Genomic DNA, 20,050 nt, shown 5'->3' with positions numbered 1-20,050 from the left:
AGTTCCTCGCTCGGCCCTCTGTTGCCGTGCCCGCTGATACCTGCCAACTTGAGAGAATAGGTAGACCGGTCTATTGTGAGCCAAATGAGTGTTACCACCAAGGGAGCTGAGACCAGCGGTCGAATGGTGCAGTCGATGCTGGAGTTGATCCAGACGCACGGTTACAGCGGTGTCGGACTCAACGCGGTCCTGACGCATGCGGGCGCCCCCAAAGGGTCGCTGTACTTCCATTTCCCGGAAGGGAAGGAGGAGCTCGGCGAGAAGGCGATCGAACTTGCGGCCGAACGGTTTCGGGCATTGCTGGCCGAGCAGCCGACGGCGATCGCCACCGCGGATCTGATCCGGCAGGTATTGGATGTGCTGGTTGGCCTGCTCGTGGACAGTGACTTTCGAATCGGCTGTCCGGTGTCGGTGGTCACGCTCGAGATGGGTGCCCAGAGTGAACGGCTGCGTTCGGCTTGCGCGGCCGCGTTCGAGTCCTGGATCGCTTTGATCGGCGAGCATCTCACCGCAGCCGGTCACCCGCCTTCGGCTGCTCGCACCCTGGCGACGGCGATGGTCAGCATGGTCGAGGGGGCCGTGATCGTGGCGCGAGCAACGCGCGATGTCGAACCGCTACGCAGCGTCGCAACAGTCCTGGACAGCCTGCTCGGCGGAACGCCATCCCTTACGGAGGAGAAGTCGTCATGAACGAAACACGTCACGCGCTGGTTTTCGGGGCCAGCGGATTCCTTGGGCGCCATCTCATACTTGCCCTGGACGAGGTCGGTATTCGTGTCACCGCCGCCACGCGTAGTAGCGAGTCCTTCGCGCGGCTGGCGTCCTGGTTGGCTGACCACGGGTGTAGGGAAGCTCCGATCGATCTTCGGGTCGACTTCGATACGCCGAGACTGATCCAAGGCGAGAACCGGGAACTGATCGACGTCACCGAGGTCTACGGTTGCGCGGGCGCCTACCGATGGGGGATGACCACGGCAGAGGCGCGGCAAGCCAATGTGGACAACGTCCGGGCGATCGTGTCTTTGGCAGCCCAGTTGCCGAAGTTGGCCAGGGTGGTGCATGTTTCCGGCTACCGCGTGGGTGGGCAGGACCCGGCCGGTGTGCCGTGGAGTGCGGAGCGCGTCGATCGGACCTACCGTCGTCTCGGTGCCTACGAGGCTTCGAAAGTCGAGGGCGACGCGGTCTTTCAGGCCGTGGCCAACGAGTTGGGTGTCCCGTGGTCGATCGTCAACCCCTCCAGCGTCATCGGCGTCAGTACCACCGGAGAGTCCGACCAGCAGCTCGGTCTCGCGGCGAACCTGAAAGAGATCTGGCAGGGAACCATGGCGGCCCTGCCAGGGAATTCGAGCACATTCGTCCCCATCGTGCCGGTCGATTACCTGGCCCGCTTCATGGCTCTGCTTCCCAGCGATCCCGACACGGTCGGGAAGTCCTTCTGGCTGCTCGACGATGCCACTCCAGGACTTCCGGACCTGCTCTCCCTGGTCGGTCGGCACTACCGGGTCAAGGTACCGCGGGCGCGCGTTCCGGTCGGGCTGGTGAAGCGGCTTCCCCCGCGCATAACCAAAGCCGATCCCGAAACCCTGACCTTCCTCGCCTCCGATCGCTACCCCACCGGGCCGGCCAAGGAGGTCGCCCAGCGCCACAATTTGCCTCTCCCGGACACCTCGTCATCGATCCTTCGCTGGGCCGATCATCTTGCCGCCCATCGGTTCGGGGCCGTAACCGCCGATAGATCTCCGCGAGCCTTCGAGGAGCTGGCGGGTGTCCGGACATTCAGGATCGGAGTGGCGGATTCGCCTACCGCTGTGCTTCCAGGTCTGCCCGTGAATGCCGATACCTGGGGGCCGGTCGTGACAGCTTTGGGCGACGCGCGTGTCGTCGACTTGCCGGGTCTCGGGATGTCTTCGGCTAGTGGGCACGAGTGGTCGGCGTGGCTCGATGCACTACTCGCACCGACACGTAATGCGCATCTGGTGGGTCATTCGATCGGCGCTGCCGCCGCGCTCGAGTACGCCGCCGCGAACCCGGAGCGGGTCGCACAGATCACATTGGTCGCGCCATTCTTTCTGCAGCCGAGCGCCGAGCGCTCGACACGTCTGACACCGTTGACCCGTTGGTACCTTCGGCGTATCGGAGCCGAGGAGCTGTCTCGAAAGCTCACCGGCACTACCGATTACGCCGCCGCACTGGAATCGAGCGTGCTCGACCTCCGCCGCTCGCCTGTCGCGGCCAACGTCGCGAAATTGCTGGCCGCCGCGGCGAACGAAAGGTGGCGCGCCGAACTGCGGTCGACGCTCGAGAATTATCCGGGCCGGGTCCACGTGATCATCGGGTCCGAGGATGGGCTCACCGACCAGGCGCACGTGCTGGTGAAATCGCTCGAGACACGGGTCGAGCTCACGACGATCCGCGGCGCCGGACACTATCCGCAGCTCACCCATCCCGAGGTCCTTGCCAACGCCATCGGTCACCCTGTCTCCGCGACGTCGATCACGGAGCGGGCTCACGGATGACGCCCACCACGCTCAGAGGCCGAATCGACCGAGCCCTGCGGGATCTCCGACCGAGAGATAGCAGGCCCGAACGGCACGAGGATCCCGGTCGCGCACGCATCGCGGGCGGTCGCGGCCTGGTACCGATCCATCATCCGTCGTTTTACGCGAACGACGACGCTCTGCCGTGTGGTGCGGCAATACATGCCCATATTGCCCTGGACCATCTGTATGGCCTGATCGATCCGTCTGTGTTGCCAAGGATTCCGATCGGGGCCGGGAGTTGACCACATAGTTCAGAGCAGATTTGCCTGAGGTAGACAAGACCGAAATCTATGACCGGGCTGTGGCCCAGTTGTGGCGATGCCGGGCCTGCGGAAACTCCTCGGCCACCGATTCGGTGAGCTGATCGAGCGGCAACCGCTCCATCGCGGAATCGGTCGATGCGCGCGCGGAATCGGTCGATGCGCGCTTGATCTCGTGCGGATCGCGCCGCCGCGGTTCGGGATCTCGGCCACGTCGAAGCAGTCGTCGGCGGCCTCTCGCTCGCCCGACCGTAAACTTGCCTCATCTGTGACTTGCATCACATTTTGATAGCAGTTGCTCCCGTGCGCACCATAGGGCTTTCCACGCGCTTTGCGAAGTCTTTACTATTAGGCCGACCTGTGCGCCAGGGGGTCACCGTTTCACCGAAGTGTCTGGAACGTACGCACCACCGCTGGAACAACACACGCTCCACCAAGCTTTCGCGCTTTCGATGCCAGTGCATGTTGCCCCGATGAACCGAATCGGCTGCCGCCGAGACGGCGAAGGAGAACTATGTCGACCGACACCGATCCCGCACCACGGACGTCGCAGCTCGCCAGGATCCTGCATCACGATGTCCCGGCCTCCGTCGTGGTTTTCCTTGTCGCCCTACCCCTTTCGCTAGGTATCGCGGTCGCCTCCGGCGCGCCCGTCGCGGCGGGCCTGATCGCCGCGGTCGTCGGCGGCGTGGTGGCCGGACTGCTCGGCGGCTCGGCCGTCCAGGTCAGCGGGCCGACGGCGAGCCTGACCGTGGTGGTGGCCGAGAGCGTGCACCATTTCGGCTGGGCGGCAACGTGTTTCATCACCATCGGGGCCGGCGTATTGCAGATCCTGTTCGGGCTCAGTCGAATCGCGCGGGGCGCGCTGGCGATCGCGCCGGTGGTGGTGCACGGGATGCTGGCGGGCATCGGCGTGATCATCGCGCTGCAACAGGTGCACGTGCTGCTCGGCGGCGCGTCGCTGAGTTCACCGTTCCAGAGCCTGATCCAGCTACCGCAGCAGCTCGTGTCGTTGCATCACGCGGACTTCTGCGTCGGCCTTGTGGTCATCGCGATCCTGATCGCTTGGCGCTTCCTGCCGCGCCAGCTGCGCACGGTGCCTGGTCCATTGGTGGCGGTGGTGGTGGCGACGTTGCTGTCGCTGTTCCTTCCGGGTGACGTGGATCGAATCGTGTTGAGCGGCTCGCTGTTCGACGCGATCGGCCTGCCGGTGATCCCCGTGGGCGGCTGGTTCGCGGTGGGCGTCGCGATGATCACCATCGCGCTCATCGCCAGCGTGGAGACGCTGCTTTCGGCGGTGGCTGTCGACAAGGCGCGGCCCGGCCACCGAACCAACCTCGATCGTGAGCTGATCGGCCAAGGCGCGGCCAACATGACCTCCGGCATGCTCGGCGGACTGCCCGTCGCGGGGGTGATCGTGCGCAGCATCACCAACGCCAACGCGGGCGCGCAGACCAGGGCCGCCACTGTCCTGCACGGACTTTGGGTGCTGGTCTTCGCCGTGGCGCTGGCCGGTCTCGTCCAGCAGATACCGAAGGCCGCGCTGGCCGGGCTGCTCATCCTGATCGGCGTGCAGCTGGTCAAGCTGGCGCACATCCGGCTCGCCAGGCGCAACGGCGACCTCGCCGTCTATCTCGCGACCGTGCTCGGCGTCGTCTTCCTGAATCTTTTGCAGGGCATGGCGATCGGGCTCGCGCTGTCGGTGGCGCTGTTGCTGTGGCGGGTGGTCCGGGTGATGATCCTTGCCGAGCCCGTGGCGGGCGCGCGGCGCTGGGTGGTGACCATCGACGGCACCTGCACTTTCCTCGCGCTGCCGAAGCTCACCGCGGAACTGGCCAAGGTGCCGCCCGGCGTCCCGGTGACGGTGGAGATGACGGTCGACTTCCTCGACCACGCCTCCTACGAGCTGATCACCGACTGGGCTCAGCAGCGCGAAGATTCCGGCGCTCCAGTCGATTTCGCCGAGATCGGCGCCGCGCGCATGGCGGCCGTCGTGCACGGCCCGCCCGAGCGCGGACATTCGCGCAAGGTGCTCGACGAGGTGATCGGCCCGTGGCGGCGCACCGGCAACCGGGTGGACCGGATCGCCGCGGGCATCGCCGCCTACCACCGCGGCCACGCCCACCTCATGCGCCCGCACCTGGACGGTCTGCGCAACCACCACGACGCGGACTCGTTCTTCCTGACCTGCGCGGACGCCAGGATCGTGCCCAACGTCATCACCAACAGCGGCCCCGGCGACCTGTTCACTGTCCGCAACGTCGGCAATCTGGTGCCGGTCGGCGGCAGCGACGTCTCGGTCGAGGCGGCGCTGGTCTACGCGCTGGAGCAGCTGGACGTGCGCGCGGTGGTGGTGTGCGGGCATTCCGGATGCGGCGCGATGGAGGCGCTGTACCGGGAGGTGCAGGCCGGTCCTGGGCTGGGGGACTGGCTGGCCAACGCCAGGCCCGCGCTGGAGCGGTTCCGGCTGGGGCATCCGGTCGCCGAGGCCGCGGCGCGCGCCGGGTTCGGCGAGGTGGACCAGCTGGGCATGGTCAACGTGGCGGTGCAGCTGGAGACGCTGTACGCCTATCCCGCCGTGCGCCGCGGGATCGAGGAACGCGGGGTTGCGGTGTCTGGCCTGTTCTTCGACATCGCGACCGCGCGGGTCATCGAGGTGCGGGTGGACGGGATCGCGGAGTTCGACGATGTGGACAGCAATGTCACGGCCGAGCCGGTCTGAGCTCGCCGTGCAGGGATGCGGTCGCGAACGGAAGGGGTTGCCGGACGGCGTATTTCGACCACGGTGTGAACGATTTCACACCGAAAATTCGATATGGGAATCGACACTTCTACCGCAGTTCTCAGGCTTTGCTAAGTCTTTACCAATACCCTTGAACGGGTTTACATCTCGGCCCAGCGCCGTGTCGGGAACTGCTTCACCGCGAGATGCCGGTTCGCGGTCCATTGCCCTGCTGGACATGTTGATCGTCAACCGACCTCGACGCCGCGGCGTCGAGTCGGCGAAGGAGAAGTCATGGCTGTCGAGAGCGATCTGGCTCCACCGCTGTCCCCACCTGTGCCGGGCCGAGGGCCTGGCAATCTGTCCGATCGTCTGACATCCGTCTTGCGCCACGATCTGCCCGCATCGATCGTGGTCTTTCTTGTCGCGCTGCCGCTTTCGCTCGGCATCGCCCTCGCCTCCGGCGCGCCCGTCCTCGCCGGCCTCATCGCCGCCGTGATCGGCGGCATCGTCGCGGGCACCCTCGGCGGCTCGGTTCTGCAGGTGAGCGGCCCGGCCGCGGGCCTGACCGTCGTCGTCGCGGAATCCATCGACAAGTTCGGCTGGAAGGTCACCGGCTTCATCGTGGTGGCCGCCGGTGTCCTGCAGATCATCTTCGGCCTCAGCCGCATCGCGCGAGCCGCCCTGGCCGTCGCGCCCGTCGTGGTGCACGCGATGCTCGCCGGCATCGGTGTCACCATCGCGTTGCAGCAGGTGCACGTGCTGCTCGGCGGGTCGTCGCACAGCTCGGCCTGGAACAACATCACCGAACTGCCCGGCCAGCTGATGTCGCTGCACGGCGGTGACGCGCTGGTCGGCGCCGTGGTGATCGCGGTGATGCTCGGCTGGAAGTACGCGCCGGAGAAGATCCGGGTCGTGCCTGGCCCGCTGGTCGCGGTGTTCGTCGGCACGGTGCTGTCGATGGTGCTGCCGACCGAGGTCGAGCGCATCGTGCTGGAGGGTTCGCTGTTCGACGCCATCGGGCTGCCGGAGATTCCGGACGGCGGCTGGTCGGCCGTCGCGCTCATGGTGCTCACCATCGCGCTGATCGCCAGCGTGGAGAGCCTGCTCTCGGCCGTCGCCGTCGACAAGATGCACAACGGCCGCCGCACCAATTTCGACCGCGAGCTGATCGGCCAGGGTTCGGCCAACGTGCTGTCGGGCCTGCTCGGCGGCCTGCCGGTCACCGGCGTGATCGTGCGCAGCGCCACCAACGTCCAGGCGGGCGCGCGCAGCCGCGCCTCGGCGATCATGCACGGCGTCTGGGTCCTGCTTTTCTCGGTGGCGCTGACCGCCGTCGTGCAGCAGATCCCGAAGGCCGCGCTGGCCGGTCTGCTGATCGTCATCGGCATCCAGCTGGTCAAGCTGGCCCACATCAAGCTGGCCCGCCGCACCGGCGATCTGCTCGTCTACTCGGCGACGATCCTCGGCGTGGTCTTCCTGAACCTGCTCGAGGGCGTGCTGATCGGTCTCCTGCTGGCCTTCGGTCTGCTGCTGTGGCGTGTGGTCAAGGTCGCGATCACCGCCAAGCCGATCCCGCAGTCGCAGCGTTGGATGGTCACCATCGACGGTTCCTGCACCTTCCTCGCCCTGCCGAAGCTGTCGGCCGAACTGGCGAAGGTGCCCGCGGGCGCCGACGTGACGGTCGAGATGACCGTCGACTTCCTCGACCACGCCGCCTTCGAGGCCATCGAGGAGTGGGTGCGCCAGCAGGAACACGGCGGCGGCAGCGTCGAGTTCGTGGAGATCGGCACGGCTCGGATGGCCGACGCGCTGACCGGGCCGCCCGCGCGCGGTTTCGGTCGCGCGGTGTGGGACGAGATCCTCGGGCCGTGGCGCCACGAGGACAAGCACCCCAATCCGCTCGCGGCGGGCGTCGCGGCCTTCCACCGCAGCCACGCGCACGTGGTGCGGCCGCACCTGGACGGGCTCGCCCACCAGCAGGACCCGCACTCCTTCTTCCTGACCTGCTCGGACTCGCGCATCGTGCCCAACGTCATCACCAACAGCGGCCCCGGCGACCTGTTCACCGTCCGCAACGTCGGCAACCTGGTGCCGGAGACGGGCGACGCCTCGGTGGAGGCGGCGCTGGTGTTCGCGCTCGAGGAGCTGAACGTGCGCTCGGTGGTCGTCTGCGGCCACTCGTCCTGCGGCGCCATGAAGGCGCTGTACTCGGGCGCCGACGCCGGTCCCGGCATCGGGCCGTGGCTGGCGCACGCGCACCCGAGCCTGGACCGGTTCCGCGCGGGCCATCCGGTCGCCGAGGCCGCGCGCGCCGCGGGCTACGGCGAGGTGGACCAGCTGAGCATGGTGAACGTCGCGCTGCAGCTGGAGACGCTGCACCGCCACCCGGCGGTGCGCCGAGCCGTGGCCGAGCGGGGCGTGCGGGTGTCGGGCCTGTTCTTCGACATCGGTAGCGCGCGGGTCGTCGAGGTGACGATCGACGGTCTCGCCCACATCGACGACGTGGACGAGCGCCCCGTGCCCGAACTGGTCTGATCGACAAACGGGGACGACCCGCGGGCGCCGAGCCGGTGCCCGCGGGTCTTCTCTGTGTTCGCCGGGGTCGGAGCGAGATCTCCACTCTCCGGCTTCTCGTACGCTGGCTGGTGTGAGTGCCGAGCTGGACCAGAGACCGACCGACGAGCCGACCGGATGGCGCGCCTTCCGCACCGGCGTGGCCACCCGCCCTACGCTGAACCTCGCCTACCGCATCGGCGTCGCGGTGATCGGCCTGCTGGTGCTGACCCTCGGCATCCTGGCGATTCCGTATCCCGGTCCGGGCTGGGCGATCGTGTTCGCCGGACTCGGCATTCTCGCGACCGAATTCGCCTGGGCGCGCCGAGCGCTGACCTGGCTGCGAGACAGGTACCGGCAGGGCATGGCCTGGTACTCCTCGCGTGGCATGGCCATGCGGGTGACCGCGGCGGCCGCCACCGCGTTCCTGGTGGTCGCGACGCTCTGGGTGCTCGGCACATACGAATTGGTCGGCGGCTGGATCGGAGTCGAATCGGAATGGTTGCGCAGTCCTCTGAAGTGGTGAGCACGGTCCCCGGCGCGACGCTCACGCGACCGGAGTGGCTGACGGCACGGATCACCGAGATGGGCCGGTCCTGGGGCACCTCCTCGACCCGCATCGCGGGCACGCTGTGGTGGTGCATGGTCGCCTCCGCGCTCGTGGAGCCGTTGGCGCGCGCGGCGGCGACCGGCCAGCTGCCGCCCGAACCGGCGCTGGACCGCATCGACTGCGAGATCCGGCCCGACGGCGGCGTCGAACGCGTCCGCATCGCGGCCTGCGACGCTCCCGACGCGGCGCGGTCCGCTGCCGTGCTGCGGGAAACCCTCGCCGTGGTGATCCCGGCCGTCGCCGCGGTCTCCGGCGCGGGCGTGCCATCGCTGTGGGCGATCGCCGCCGACGCGATGGGCAACCGCGCCCTCGACGCGGGCAACGGCGCGGCGGGCGCCGAACTGGCGGCCCAGGTGGGCGGGAAGCTGCCGGTGCCGCGTTTCGTGGAGATCGGCGGCCGCACCTTCGTCCGGCGCATCTCCTGCTGCCTCGTCTTCGAGATCCCCGGCTGCGAGATGTGCACGAGCTGCCCCAAGCGCCCCGCCGCCGACCGCGAGGCGCTGCTGGCGAAGCTCGCCTCGGGGGCCTGATCCGCCCGCTCGCGGCGGCGGTATTCGAGTTGCGCCCGGCCGGATGTCCTGCAAGATGGGTGCCGACACGCCGACAACCAGCTACCCCACCGCGACAGCGGGTTTCGCGCGCACACCGACCACGCGCCGGATACGCCGAGAACCCGGCCGGGGACCCGACACTCGGCTCGTGACGCCACGCTCGAGGCGCTCGCGACCGGCGCGAATCGCGGGACGGCGGGACAGCTAGCATTGGTCGCGCCGGGCGATTGCCGTCCGGCGCCGACGCGCGGGAACAGGCCCGCCCACGAGAACGCCAAGGAGAGCGCCGCCGTGACGACCTCAGCCCCGATCAGCCCAGCCACCCTCGTCCGGGTGCCGGCCGGGACTACGGCGGGCGCCGCGGTGCGCGAGGCGGGTCTGCCGACCAAGGGACCCGACACCATCGTCGTGGTGCGCGACGCCGAGGGCGCGCTCAAGGACCTGTCCTGGACCCCGGACACCGACGTCGAGGTGGAGGCGGTCGCCGCCAACACCGAGGACGGGCGCAGCGTGATCAGGCACTCGGCCGCGCACGTGCTCGCTCAGGCCGTGCAGCAGGAGTTCCCCGAGGCGAAGCTGGGCATCGGCCCGCCCATCAAGGACGGCTTCTACTACGACTTCCGCGTCGACCGGCCCTTCACCCCCGAGGATCTGGCCAAGCTGGAATCCCGGATGAAGAAGATCGTCAAAGGCGCCCAGCGTTTTTCGCGTCGCGTCGTGGAGATCGACGAGGCCCGCGTCGAGCTGGCCAAGGAGCCGTTCAAGCTCGAGCTGATCAGCGACAAGTCCGGCATCGACGACCCGGAGGTCATGGAGGTCGGCGGCAAAGAGCTGACCATCTACGACAACCTGGATCCGCGCACCGGCGAGAAGGTCTGGGGCGACCTGTGCCGCGGCCCGCACATCCCGACCACCAAGTTCATCCCGGCCTTCAAGCTGACCCGCAGCTCGGCCGCATACTGGCGCGGCGACCAGAACCGCGAGGACCTGCAGCGCATCTACGGCACCGCCTGGGAATCCCAGGAGGCCATGGACGAGCACCTGCACCTGCTCGCCGAGGCCGAGCGCCGCGACCACCGCAGGCTCGGGCTCGAGCTCGACCTGTTCAGCTTCCCCGACGAGCTCGGCTCCGGCCTTCCGGTGTTCCACCCCAAGGGCGGCATCATCCGCAAGGAGCTCGAGGAGTACTCGCGCCGCCGCCACGTGGCCGCGGGCTACGAGTTCGTGAACACCCCGCACATCACCAAGGGGCATCTGTTCGAGGTCTCCGGCCACCTGGACTGGTACAAGGACGGCATGTTCCCGGCCATGCACCTGGACGCGGAGCTCAACGAGGACGGCACCGTCCGCAAGCCCGGCCAGGACTACTACGTCAAGCCGATGAACTGCCCGATGCACAACCTGATCTTCCGGTCCCGCGGCCGGTCGTATCGGGAACTGCCGCTGCGGCTCTTCGAGTTCGGCTCGGTATACCGCTACGAGAAGTCCGGCGTGGTGCACGGCCTGACCCGGGTGCGCGGCATGACCCAGGACGACGCGCACATCTACTGCACCAAGGAGCAGATGCACTCGGAGCTGACCGACACGCTGCGCTTCGTGCTCGATCTGCTCAAGGACTACGGCCTTGACGACTTCTACCTGGAGCTGTCCACCAAGGACCCGGAGAAGTTCGTCGGCTCCGACGAGATCTGGGAGGAGGCCACCGAGACCCTGTCCAAGGTCGGCGAGGCCTCCGGCCTGGAGCTGGTTCCCGATCCGGGCGGCGCCGCGTTCTACGGTCCGAAGATCTCGGTGCAGGCCAAGGACGCGCTCGGCCGCACCTGGCAGATGTCGACCATCCAGCTCGACTTCAACCTGCCCGAGCGCTTCAACCTCGAATACACCGCCTCCGACGGCACCAAGCAGCGCCCCGTGATGATCCACCGCGCGCTGTTCGGCTCCATCGAGCGCTTCTTCGGCGTGCTGACCGAGCACTACGCGGGCGCCTTCCCCGCCTGGCTCTCGCCGGTGCAGGTGGTCGGCATCCCGGTCGCGGAAGCCTTTGCGCCGCATCTGGATCGGGTGATCGAGCTGCTGCACGACGAGGGCATCCGCGCCCAGGTCGACCGCAGCGACGACCGGATGCAGAAGAAGATCTTCAACAACACCGCGCAGAAGGTGCCGTTCATGCTGCTCGCCGGTGAGCGCGACGTGAACGCGGGCGCGGTGAGCTTCCGCTTCCGGGACGGCACCCAGGTCAACGGGGTGCCCGTCGCCGACGCGGTGGCCACGATCGTCGCGTGGATCGCGCGCCGCGAGAACGCCTCGCCGACCGCCGAGGGGTTCGAGATCGTCGCGGCAGGTGGGGCATGACCGCGGACGGGCTCGCCGACCTGGACGACACGGAGCAGGGGAACATCGTGGACATCGGTGCCGGCGATCCCGATCGGCTGCAACGCATCTGGACGCCGTACCGGATGTCCTACATCACCGAGGCCGCTGGCTCGCGGCCGACGGATGCCACCGGTCACCCGTTCACCGACATCCCCAAGATGTCCGACGAGGACGGTCTGATCATCGCCCGCGGTGAGCTGGTGTACGCGGTGCTGAACCTGTACCCGTACAACCCTGGCCACATGATGGTGGTGCCCTACCGCAGGGTGGCCAACCTGGAGGACCTCACCGACGCGGAGAGCGCCGAGCTGATGGCGTTCACCCAGCGCGCCATCCGGGTGATGAAGAACGTCTCGCGCCCGCACGGCTTCAACGTCGGGCTCAATCTCGGCGGGGTCGCGGGCGGCTCGCTGGCCGACCACCTGCACCAGCACATCGTGCCGCGCTGGGGCGGCGACGCGAACTTCATCACCGTGGTCGGCGGTGTCAAGGTGATGCCGCAGTTGCTGCGCGAGACGAGAGCCCTGCTCGCCGAAGCGTGGAAGGAGACGGAGTGATCGAGCACCGCGGTGCGTCGTCCGTCGGAGCCGACCGGGTGCGGGTGTAGCCGGTGCTGAGTTTCTTCGGCCGTGAGACGTTCGCCAAGGCCACCGCTCCGCTGGGCAAGGCGCTGGTGCGCACCGGCCTGACCCCGGATGCCGTCACCCTGATCGGCACGACGGCCTCGATCGCTGCCGCGGTCACACTCTTCCCGACCGGTCACCTGTTCTGGGGAACCATGGTGATCTGGTTGTTCGTCATGTTCGACATGCTCGACGGCGCCATGGCGCGGGCGCGCGGGGGCGGCACGAAATACGGTGCGGTGCTCGACGCCACCTGCGATCGGGTCGCCGACGGCGCGATCTTCGGCGGTCTGGCCTGGTGGGCGGTGTACCACGAGAACAACAAATGGCTGTTCTTCGCGACGCTGGTCGTGCTGGTGACCTCGCAGGTCATCTCCTACGCCAAGGCGCGCGCCGAGGCGAGCGGCCTGTCCGCCGACGGCGGCATCATCGAGCGGCCGGACCGGCTGATCATCGTGCTCGTCGGCGCGGGCTTCACCGGTCTCGGCGGCCACTGGGGCATCGAGTGGCTGACCTGGGCGGTGCACGTCGCCATGTGGATCCTCGCGGTGCTCAGCATCGTGACGGTGTTCCAGCGCGTGCTCGCGGTGCGCAATTCGCCCGGTGCGCGCGAGGTCATCCCGCCCGCCGCGCCGCAGGAGGCGCGGTGAGCGCACCGAGACTCCGCGCACCGGTCCGGGTTTTCGGTCGTATCGTCGGTGCTGTGGGATCGGGGGAACGGTGAATATCGGGGAACGGTTGAGCGACGCCGGTTACGCGGCGGGCTGGCGACTGGTCAGGGCGCTTCCGGAAGGCGCGGCCCGGCGGGTGTTCGACTGGGGCGGGGAAAAGGCAGCGCGCAACGGCGGCCCGATTCAGTTGCGGCGCAACCTGGCCCGCGTGCTAGGCGTGCCGCCCGAGCAGGTGCCAGACGACCTGATCCGCGCGAGCATGCGCTCCTACGCGCGGTACTGGCGCGAGGCTTTCCGGCTGCCGACGATGGACCACGTCGCGCTGGGCAAATCGTCGCGGCTGCCGGTCGGCGGATTGGTGCACCTGGACGCGGCGCTGGCCGAGGGGCGTGGCGCGCTCTTGGTGCTGCCGCATTCGGGGAACTGGGACATGGCCGGGTTGTGGTGTGTCCAGAACTACGGCGGTCTCACCACGATCGCCGAGCGCCTGAAGCCGGAGTCGCTGTTCGAGCGCTTCGTCGCCTACCGGGAAAGCCTCGGTTTCGAGGTGTTCCCGCTGACCGGGGGCGAGCAGCCGCCGTTCGCCCTGCTGGCCGAACGCCTGCGCCAGAACAAGATCGTCTGCCTGATGGGCGAGCGCGATCTCACCGGTCGCGGGGTGCCGGTCACCTTCTTCGGTGAGCGCACCTGGATGCCCGCGGGCGCGGCCAAGCTGGCCATCGAGACCGGCGCCGCGCTCATACCGGTGCACTGCTGGTTCACCGTGGACGGCGACGGCGAGGAAGCCTGGGGCCTGAAATGCGAAGAGCGGCTGGACGTCTCGGGTGGCGTCGCCGCGGCGACGCAGCTGCTTGCGGACCGTTTCGCCGCCAATATCGCCGAACACCCCGCCGATTGGCACATGCTGCAACCGCTGTGGGAGAGCGACCTGTCCGAGGAACGCAGGGCCAGGATCGCCGCCGCGCAGGGCGGACTCGCGGCGCAGGGTGGAAAAGCGCAGGGCGGAGGAGACGAGGCGCCGTGAAGATCGGCATGGTCTGCCCCTATTCGTTCGACGTCCCCGGCGGTGTGCAGGCGCACGTGGTGGAGCTCGCGCGCGTCCTCATCGAACGCGGGCACCGCGTGAGCGTGCTCGCGCCCGCCTCGGAGGGCACCCCGCTGCCGGAGTTCGTCGTCTCCGCCGGACGCGCGGTGGCGATTCCCTACAACGGCTCGGTGGCCCGGCTCTCGTTCGGGCCCATGGCCTACACCAGGATTCGCCGCTGGATCGACGGCAACGATTTCGACGTGCTGCACATCCACGAGCCCAACGCGCCGAGCCTGTCCATGCTCGCGCTCAAGATCGCCGAGGGCCCGATCGTCGCGACGTTCCACACCTCGACCACGAAGTCTTTGGTGCTCAGCACTTTTCAGGGTGTGCTCCGGCCCTACCACGAGAAGATCAGCGGCCGGATCGCGGTCTCGGAGCTGGCCAGGCGCTGGCAGGTGGAGGCGCTCGGCTCCGACGCGGTGGAGATTCCCAACGGCGTCGACGTGGCCGCGTTCGCGCGCGCTCCGATGCTGCCTGGCTATCCGCGCGCGGGTGGCACGGTGCTGTTCCTCGGACGCTACGACGAACCGCGCAAGGGCATGGAGGTGCTGCTCGGCGCGCTGCCGGAACTGGTACGCCGCCACCCCGACGTGCAGATCCTGATCGTCGGCCGCGGCGACGAGGAGCGGCTGCGCCGCGAGGCAGGGCCGAACGCCGGACACCTGCGCTTCCTCGGCCAGGTCTCCGACGAGGAGAAGGCCTCGGCCATGCGCAGCGCCGACGTCTACGTGGCGCCGAACCTCGGCGGTGAGAGCTTCGGCATCATCCTGATCGAGGCCATGGCCGCGGGCACCGCGGTGGTGGCCAGCGAACTCGACGCGTTCCGCAGGGTGCTGCGCGACGGCACCGCGGGCATGTTGGTCCCGGTCGGGGATTCGGCTCGGCTGGCGGCCGCGCTGGACACCGTGCTGACCGACGAGGTGCGCAGGGAATCGTTGGTGCACACCGCCAATCAGGTGGTCGGCGAATACGACTGGCCGGTGGTCGCCGAGCAGATCCTGCGGGTCTACGAGACCGTCACCATCGGCGACACCAGGGTGCGGGCCGCCGGATGATCACCTTCTCGGCCACAACGGTTCTCGTTCTCGCGCTGATCGCGGCGGTCGTCGTCGCGATCGGTCTGTGGGCCTACTCCACGGCGAATCGGCTCGACCGGCTGCACGTGCGCTCCGACCAGTCCTGGCAGGCGCTGGACTCCGCGCTGGCCAGGCGGGCGGTGGTGGCCCGCGCGGTGGCGATGGCGATCGCAGGTCCGGTCTCCGACCCGGCGCTGACCGACCAGGCCAAACGCCTGTCCACCCTGGCCGATCGCGCCGAACGCGCCAGCCGCGCGGAGCGCGAGACGGTGGAGAACCAGCTCTCCTCGGCGCTCTCGGCCGTCGACATCGCCCAGCTGCGCCCCCAGCTGGTCGCCGAGCTCGCCGACGCCGAGGCCAGGGTGTTGATCGCCCGGCGCTTCCACAACGACGCGGTCCGCGACACGCTCGCGCTGCGCACCCGGCGCCCGGTCCGGCTGCTGCACTTGGGCGGCACCGCGCCGCTGCCCACCTATTTCGAGATCACCGAGCGCGCGACGCCCGCCGCCTCGACCGGTCTGGCGGTGGACACGATCCGCACCTCGGCGCGCGTCGTCCTGCTCGACGAGCAGGACCGGGTGCTGCTGATGCGCGGCAACGACCCGAAGACCCCGGCCGTCTCGTTCTGGTTCACGATCGGCGGCGGTGTGGAGCCGGGGGAGTCGCTGCGCGCGGCCGCCGTGCGCGAACTGTGGGAGGAGACCGGGCACCGCGCCGATCCCGAGAGTCTGCGCGGCCCGATCTGGCGGCGCGTGGCGGTGTTCCCGTTCGACGGGCAGCTGATCCGCGCCGAGGAGCTGTTCTTCGTGCTGCGGGTGCCCGCCTTCACGCCCGAACCGGGCAACCTGACCGTGATCGAGCGCCGATCCATCACCGGGCACCAGTGGTGCGCGCCCGCCGACATCGCGACCCTGGACCGCTCCGGCGAGACCGTCTACCCCTATCACCTGGACGAACTGCTCCCCGAGGCCGCCGAGATCGCGGCGGGCTCGGACGACCCCGAGGTTCGCTCCATCCGCTGAGCGCGCCTGTGATCTGGTTCACGATCGTGATAGCTTCGTGACTGGATCGCGTCCCAGCGGGTATCCGGATTCGGTGCTCCTCGATGATGCGGGGCGGTCCTTGTCTGGTGTTGGAGGTAGGTAATTCATGTCGTATCTGCTGTTCGATTTCCTGTTGCCGATCGTGGGCCCGACGGCCGCCGAGTACTGGGCGCACCTGCTGGTCGTGAATCCGATCTGAGCCGAGTCGGCCCGGCGGACTCCGCGCGGGCACGATCGCGAAAGGTCGCTGACGACCCGGAGTCGATTCGGCGGGGGGTGGCGCGTGTCACGTCGCGCGGAGCTGGTCCCCGAGTCGGCGTCGGTACCAGTCCAGTGGCCCTCAACTGGCTATCAAGTGGCTTTCTCGGCACGCCTAGAATTAGGTCGTTTCGTTCCGCGCGACCGGATAGGCGCACATGACCCAGGAGTTTGCCGTGACCACGCCCGAGACCACCAACACCGTCGGCACCGCCCGCGTCAAGCGCGGCATGGCCGAGATGCTCAAGGGCGGGGTGATCATGGACGTCGTCACCCCCGAGCAGGCCAAGATCGCCGAGGACGCGGGCGCGGTCGCGGTCATGGCGCTCGAGCGCGTGCCCGCCGACATCCGCGCCCAGGGCGGCGTGTCCCGGATGAGCGACCCGGACATGATCGAGGGCATCATCGGCGCCGTCTCCATCCCGGTCATGGCGAAGGCCCGCATCGGCCACTTCGTGGAGGCGCAGATCCTGCAGAGCCTCGGCGTCGACTACATCGACGAGTCCGAGGTCCTCACCCCCGCCGACTACACCAACCACATCGACAAGTGGAACTTCACCGTCCCCTTCGTCTGTGGCGCCACCAACCTCGGCGAGGCGCTGCGCCGCATCACCGAGGGCGCGGCCATGATCCGGTCCAAGGGCGAGGCGGGCACCGGTGACGTGTCCAACGCGACCACCCACATGCGCCAGATCCGCCAGGAGATCCGCAAGCTCGCCGCGCTGCCCGCCGACGAGCTCTATGTCGCGGCCAAGGAGCTGCAGGCGCCGTACGAGCTGGTCCGCGAGGTCGCCGAGACCGGCAAGCTGCCGGTCGTGCTTTTCACCGCCGGTGGCATCGCCACCCCGGCCGACGCCGCGATGATGATGCAGCTCGGCGCCGAGGGCGTGTTCGTCGGCTCGGGCATCTTCAAGTCCGGCAACCCGGCGCAGCGCGCCGCCGCCATCGTCAAGGCCACCACCTTCTACGACGACCCGGACGTGCTGGCCAAGGTCTCCCGCGGTCTCGGCGAGGCCATGGTCGGCATCAACGTCGAGGAGATCGCGCAGCCGCACCGGCTCGCCGAACGCGGCTGGTGAGTCGCGACTCCGCACTCGCGTTTCGTGACGCCCGGTCCCTGAGCAACGTCCAGGGGCCGGGCGTTTCGCGTTTCGCGCTCTCGACTCTTCGAACCGCCATACCGCGATCTCAGAGTTCCCTCAGAGCAGGCGATTAAGTTTCGATCTACGGCGAGCAGCACGGGTCGCCGGTGATGCCGACCGATTCGAACGCAAAGGACCAAGAGCTTGAAGCTTCGGAAGACCGGAAGAATCGCGATCGCGGGCCTGGCCGTCGCGGCCGCGCTGAGCCTGACGGCGTGCGGTGGCGAGGACAAGAGCACCGAGGCCACGCCGACCCGCGCCACCACGAGCGCCAAGGCCACCGCGGCGGACGTCCCGCCGGTGCCGACCGTGGAGCAGTTGAACGCGCAGCTGCAGCGCGCGCTCGACCCGGCGGTGCCGAACCAGGAGAAGCTGGCGATGATCCAGGGCGCCGAGGCCGATCCCGAGCTTCCCGGCAGGCTCGCGCAGGCTTACCAGCAGACCGGCGCGAGCATCGTGGTGACCGAGGTGACCGCCTTCGGCGACACCGTCAACGCCAAGGCCAAGATCGTGCTCAACAACCAGGAGAACATCGCGGACGTGCCGTTCGTCGCCGAGAACGGCACCTGGAAGGTCCAGAAGGCGTGGGCCTGCGGAATGCTGACCAACCTCGGTCAGCAGTCACCCGCCTGCGCCTGACAGCGCTGATCCGCTGGAGCGCGGATCGTGCCGCACACGCCTCGGCGGGCGAGTGGCACACAACGTCGGGGGTGGCGGAAGCTCCGCTACCGCTGTGTGTGCCACTCGTCGAACACCGCCGAATCGCTACTCCGCCAACGACACCCGGTCGCGCATCGCGGCCGGGTGTCGTGCTTTCCGGTCCCGCGCGGCGAGCGTTCGCCGTGTTGCACACCGGGATACGAGTGCCGCAGCGGGCTTCAGGTGCTCAGCGCTGGGCGGTCGGGGTGGTCCCAGCGCGCCGAAAACGTTGGCGGTTCCGGGTTCTCGCGGTCGTAGGACAGCAGCGCGGGGATGGTCCAGTGCTCCTCCGGCGGCGTCCGGCGGCGTAGCGCGGCCTCGCTGAGCGCCAAGCGCACCGAGAGGTCGACGGCGAGGTCGCGGCCGAGGAGCATGGGACCGGCGAGGAACAGCACCAGATCGGCGGGAGCCGGACGAACGGCCGCGCGAGCCGAGCGGTCGGCGGTTTCGTCCCACAGCGCGGGCAGCCAGCGGCCGTGTTCGCGCAGCGCGTCGATCACCTCGCGGCGGACCGCGTCGTAGTCGAACCACGCTGTGCGGTAGGAGAATTCGTCCTCTCGACCGAATCCCATGCGGAGCGAGGCGGGGCGGACGTAGTCGTGCAGTGCGACGACATCGGCGGAACGTCCTGTCCCGCGCAGTCTTTCGGCGGCGCGCCGGGCGAACGCGACGGGCTCCGCGGCGTCGGACGCGTCGATGGCGATCACCCGGCGGCCCGGCAGCGCGCGGAGTCGGTCGACGAGCAGATCGGCTAGGCCGTCCTGGGTGATCGGCACGAACTGCGGCACCGTTCCATCACAGCAGACGCGCACGCGGATACCGTCCCGCGGCCCGGAGAGACCGGTGTGGCAGGCCCGGACACGGCGAATTCCGTTGCCCTCGTGCTGTGACCAGCGCGACATCCGGCAACCGCCTGGCATCCGGTCGATCTCCTCGACCGGTGGCCGAACGGGGCGAATCGGACGCCGTTGGTTAACCTCAGCGCATGGCGACAATCGAAGAGGCATTGGAGATCGAACGCCTGGAGCGGGACATCTTCCGTGGCGCGTCCACGAAGACCCAGCTGGCTCGCACCTTCGGCGGTCAGGTCGCCGGGCAGGCGCTGGTGTCGGCGGTGCGCACGGTGGAGCCGCATTTCCAGGTGCACTCGCTGCACGGATACTTCCTGCGGCCGGGTAACCCGCAGGAGCCGACCGTGTACCTGGTGGAGCGGATTCGCGACGGCCGCTCCTTCTGCACCCGCCGGGTCACCGGCGTGCAGGACGGCGCGGCGATCTTCACCATGTCGGCTTCGTTCCACGTCGGCGACGCGGGCCCGGAGCATCAGGACGTGATGCCCGAGGTGGCGGCGCCGGAGGACCTGCCGGACGCGCAGACCTCGATGAGCCCGGAACGGCTGTGGGCGATGCGCGAATGGGAGCACTGGGATATCCGCACCGTGCCGCAGGAGTCGGTGTCGCGCCGCGACGGCGTGGTCTCCCAGCAGCAGGTGTGGTTCCGCTACCGGCACCCGCTGCCCGACGACCCGCTGTTCCACGTGTGCACGCTGGCCTACATGAGCGACATGACGCTGCTCGGCTCCTCCAAGGTCACCCACCCCGACGAGAAGACCCAGGACGCGTCGCTCGACCACGCGATGTGGTTCCTGCGCCCGTTCCGCGCCGACGACTGGCTGCTCTACGACCAGTCCTCGCCGTCGGCCGGTTTCGGCCGCGCGCTCACCGGCGGCAAGATCTTCAACCGCGAGGGCAAGCTCGTCGCCGCGGTTGTCCAGGAGGGGCTGATCCGCACGCTGCGCGACTGAGCGCGGTCGCGGTGGGGAAGTGCGGCCGACTT

At 68.8% G+C, this 20,050-nt stretch carries 16 protein-coding genes; 15 read left to right on the top strand and 1 reads right to left on the bottom strand.

Features of this window, described 5'->3' with window-relative positions; all coding sequences use genetic code 11:
* The first annotated feature begins 84 nt into the window (after nucleotides 1–84).
* The 14 genes from CRP45_RS30175 to CRP45_RS30105 all read left to right on the top strand — a co-directional run bounded on the left by CRP45_RS30175 (nucleotide 85) and on the right by CRP45_RS30105 (nucleotide 18,154).
* Entirely contained in the window at nucleotides 85–690 is a 606-nt protein-coding gene (locus tag CRP45_RS30175; protein ID WP_245910585.1) for a TetR/AcrR family transcriptional regulator, read from the top strand.
* A complete protein-coding gene (locus tag CRP45_RS30170; RefSeq protein ID WP_097248046.1) occupies nucleotides 687–2,516 on the top strand; it encodes an alpha/beta fold hydrolase in 1,830 nt (609 codons plus the stop codon). Before CRP45_RS30175 ends, CRP45_RS30170 begins: the two co-directional genes overlap by 4 nt.
* A gap of 798 nt (nucleotides 2,517–3,314) precedes the next feature.
* Entirely contained in the window at nucleotides 3,315–5,522 is a 2,208-nt protein-coding gene (locus CRP45_RS30160) for a SulP family inorganic anion transporter (RefSeq protein ID WP_097248044.1), read from the top strand.
* Nucleotides 5,523–5,816: 294 nt separating this feature from the next.
* Nucleotides 5,817–8,060 carry a SulP family inorganic anion transporter gene (locus CRP45_RS30155; protein ID WP_097248043.1) on the top strand — a complete coding sequence of 748 codons (2,244 nt, stop codon included), beginning with the start codon at nucleotides 5,817–5,819 and terminating at the stop codon, nucleotides 8,058–8,060.
* Between the two features lie 112 nt (nucleotides 8,061–8,172).
* On the top strand, nucleotides 8,173–8,604 hold the full coding sequence (locus CRP45_RS30150) for a TIGR02611 family protein (RefSeq protein WP_097248042.1): 432 nt from the start codon (nucleotides 8,173–8,175) through the stop codon (nucleotides 8,602–8,604).
* Nucleotides 8,601–9,218 (top strand): (2Fe-2S)-binding protein, encoded by a 618-nt coding sequence (locus tag CRP45_RS30145; protein ID WP_169810806.1) that lies wholly within the window; start codon nucleotides 8,601–8,603, stop codon nucleotides 9,216–9,218. The genes CRP45_RS30150 and CRP45_RS30145 overlap by 4 nt, the downstream gene beginning before the upstream one ends.
* Before the next feature lie 312 nt (nucleotides 9,219–9,530).
* Complete coding sequence (thrS, locus tag CRP45_RS30140; RefSeq protein ID WP_097248134.1) at nucleotides 9,531–11,591, top strand: threonine--tRNA ligase; 2,061 nt, start codon at nucleotides 9,531–9,533, stop codon at nucleotides 11,589–11,591.
* Nucleotides 11,588–12,169 carry an ATP adenylyltransferase gene (locus CRP45_RS30135; protein WP_097248041.1) on the top strand — a complete coding sequence of 194 codons (582 nt, stop codon included), beginning with the start codon at nucleotides 11,588–11,590 and terminating at the stop codon, nucleotides 12,167–12,169. Before thrS ends, CRP45_RS30135 begins: the two co-directional genes overlap by 4 nt.
* A 53-nt stretch (nucleotides 12,170–12,222) precedes the next feature.
* On the top strand, nucleotides 12,223–12,885 hold the full coding sequence (gene pgsA, locus CRP45_RS30130; RefSeq protein WP_097248040.1) for a phosphatidylinositol phosphate synthase: 663 nt from the start codon (nucleotides 12,223–12,225) through the stop codon (nucleotides 12,883–12,885).
* Between the two features lie 70 nt (nucleotides 12,886–12,955).
* Nucleotides 12,956–13,930, top strand: coding sequence for a phosphatidylinositol mannoside acyltransferase (locus tag CRP45_RS30125; RefSeq protein ID WP_097248039.1), 975 nt, complete (start codon nucleotides 12,956–12,958; stop codon nucleotides 13,928–13,930).
* Nucleotides 13,927–15,051: a glycosyltransferase family 4 protein gene (locus tag CRP45_RS30120; protein WP_097248038.1), complete on the top strand. Its 1,125-nt coding sequence runs from the start codon at nucleotides 13,927–13,929 to the stop codon at nucleotides 15,049–15,051. Before CRP45_RS30125 ends, CRP45_RS30120 begins: the two co-directional genes overlap by 4 nt.
* Nucleotides 15,051–16,094, top strand: coding sequence for an NUDIX hydrolase (locus CRP45_RS30115; RefSeq protein ID WP_097248133.1), 1,044 nt, complete (start codon nucleotides 15,051–15,053; stop codon nucleotides 16,092–16,094). Before CRP45_RS30120 ends, CRP45_RS30115 begins: the two co-directional genes overlap by 1 nt.
* Before the next feature lie 437 nt (nucleotides 16,095–16,531).
* A complete protein-coding gene (pdxS, locus tag CRP45_RS30110; protein ID WP_067779814.1) occupies nucleotides 16,532–17,452 on the top strand; it encodes a pyridoxal 5'-phosphate synthase lyase subunit PdxS in 921 nt (306 codons plus the stop codon).
* 207 nt (nucleotides 17,453–17,659) lie between these two features.
* Nucleotides 17,660–18,154: a WKL family lipoprotein gene (locus CRP45_RS30105; protein WP_097248037.1), complete on the top strand. Its 495-nt coding sequence runs from the start codon at nucleotides 17,660–17,662 to the stop codon at nucleotides 18,152–18,154.
* A gap of 239 nt (nucleotides 18,155–18,393) precedes the next feature.
* On the opposite strand, the gene CRP45_RS30100 is transcribed toward CRP45_RS30105, so the two are convergent.
* A complete protein-coding gene (locus CRP45_RS30100; RefSeq protein ID WP_097248132.1) occupies nucleotides 18,394–19,002 on the bottom strand; it encodes a nucleoside/nucleotide kinase family protein in 609 nt (202 codons plus the stop codon).
* Between the two features lie 197 nt (nucleotides 19,003–19,199).
* Here CRP45_RS30100 and CRP45_RS30095 point away from each other — a divergent pair, with 197 nt between their 5' ends.
* On the top strand, nucleotides 19,200–20,018 hold the full coding sequence (locus CRP45_RS30095; protein WP_067779819.1) for an acyl-CoA thioesterase: 819 nt from the start codon (nucleotides 19,200–19,202) through the stop codon (nucleotides 20,016–20,018).
* Nucleotides 20,019–20,050: the final 32 nt, after the last annotated feature.

It is taken from the genome of Nocardia amikacinitolerans, assembly GCF_900215415.1.
Lineage (GTDB): Bacteria > Actinomycetota > Actinomycetes > Mycobacteriales > Mycobacteriaceae > Nocardia > Nocardia amikacinitolerans.
This window is presented reverse-complemented; position numbering and strand designations above follow the sequence as displayed.

Coding starts and splice junctions, on each gene's coding strand:
- pdxS (WP_067779814.1), top strand. CDS start 16,532: ATGACCCAGGAGTTTGCCGTGACCACGCCCGAGACCACCAACACCGTC.
- CRP45_RS30095 (WP_067779819.1), top strand. CDS start 19,200: ATGGCGACAATCGAAGAGGCATTGGAGATCGAACGCCTGGAGCGGGAC.
- CRP45_RS30160 (WP_097248044.1), top strand. CDS start 3,315: ATGTCGACCGACACCGATCCCGCACCACGGACGTCGCAGCTCGCCAGG.
- CRP45_RS30155 (WP_097248043.1), top strand. CDS start 5,817: ATGGCTGTCGAGAGCGATCTGGCTCCACCGCTGTCCCCACCTGTGCCG.
- CRP45_RS30175 (WP_245910585.1), top strand. CDS start 85: ATGAGTGTTACCACCAAGGGAGCTGAGACCAGCGGTCGAATGGTGCAG.
- CRP45_RS30170 (WP_097248046.1), top strand. CDS start 687: ATGAACGAAACACGTCACGCGCTGGTTTTCGGGGCCAGCGGATTCCTT.
- CRP45_RS30135 (WP_097248041.1), top strand. CDS start 11,588: ATGACCGCGGACGGGCTCGCCGACCTGGACGACACGGAGCAGGGGAAC.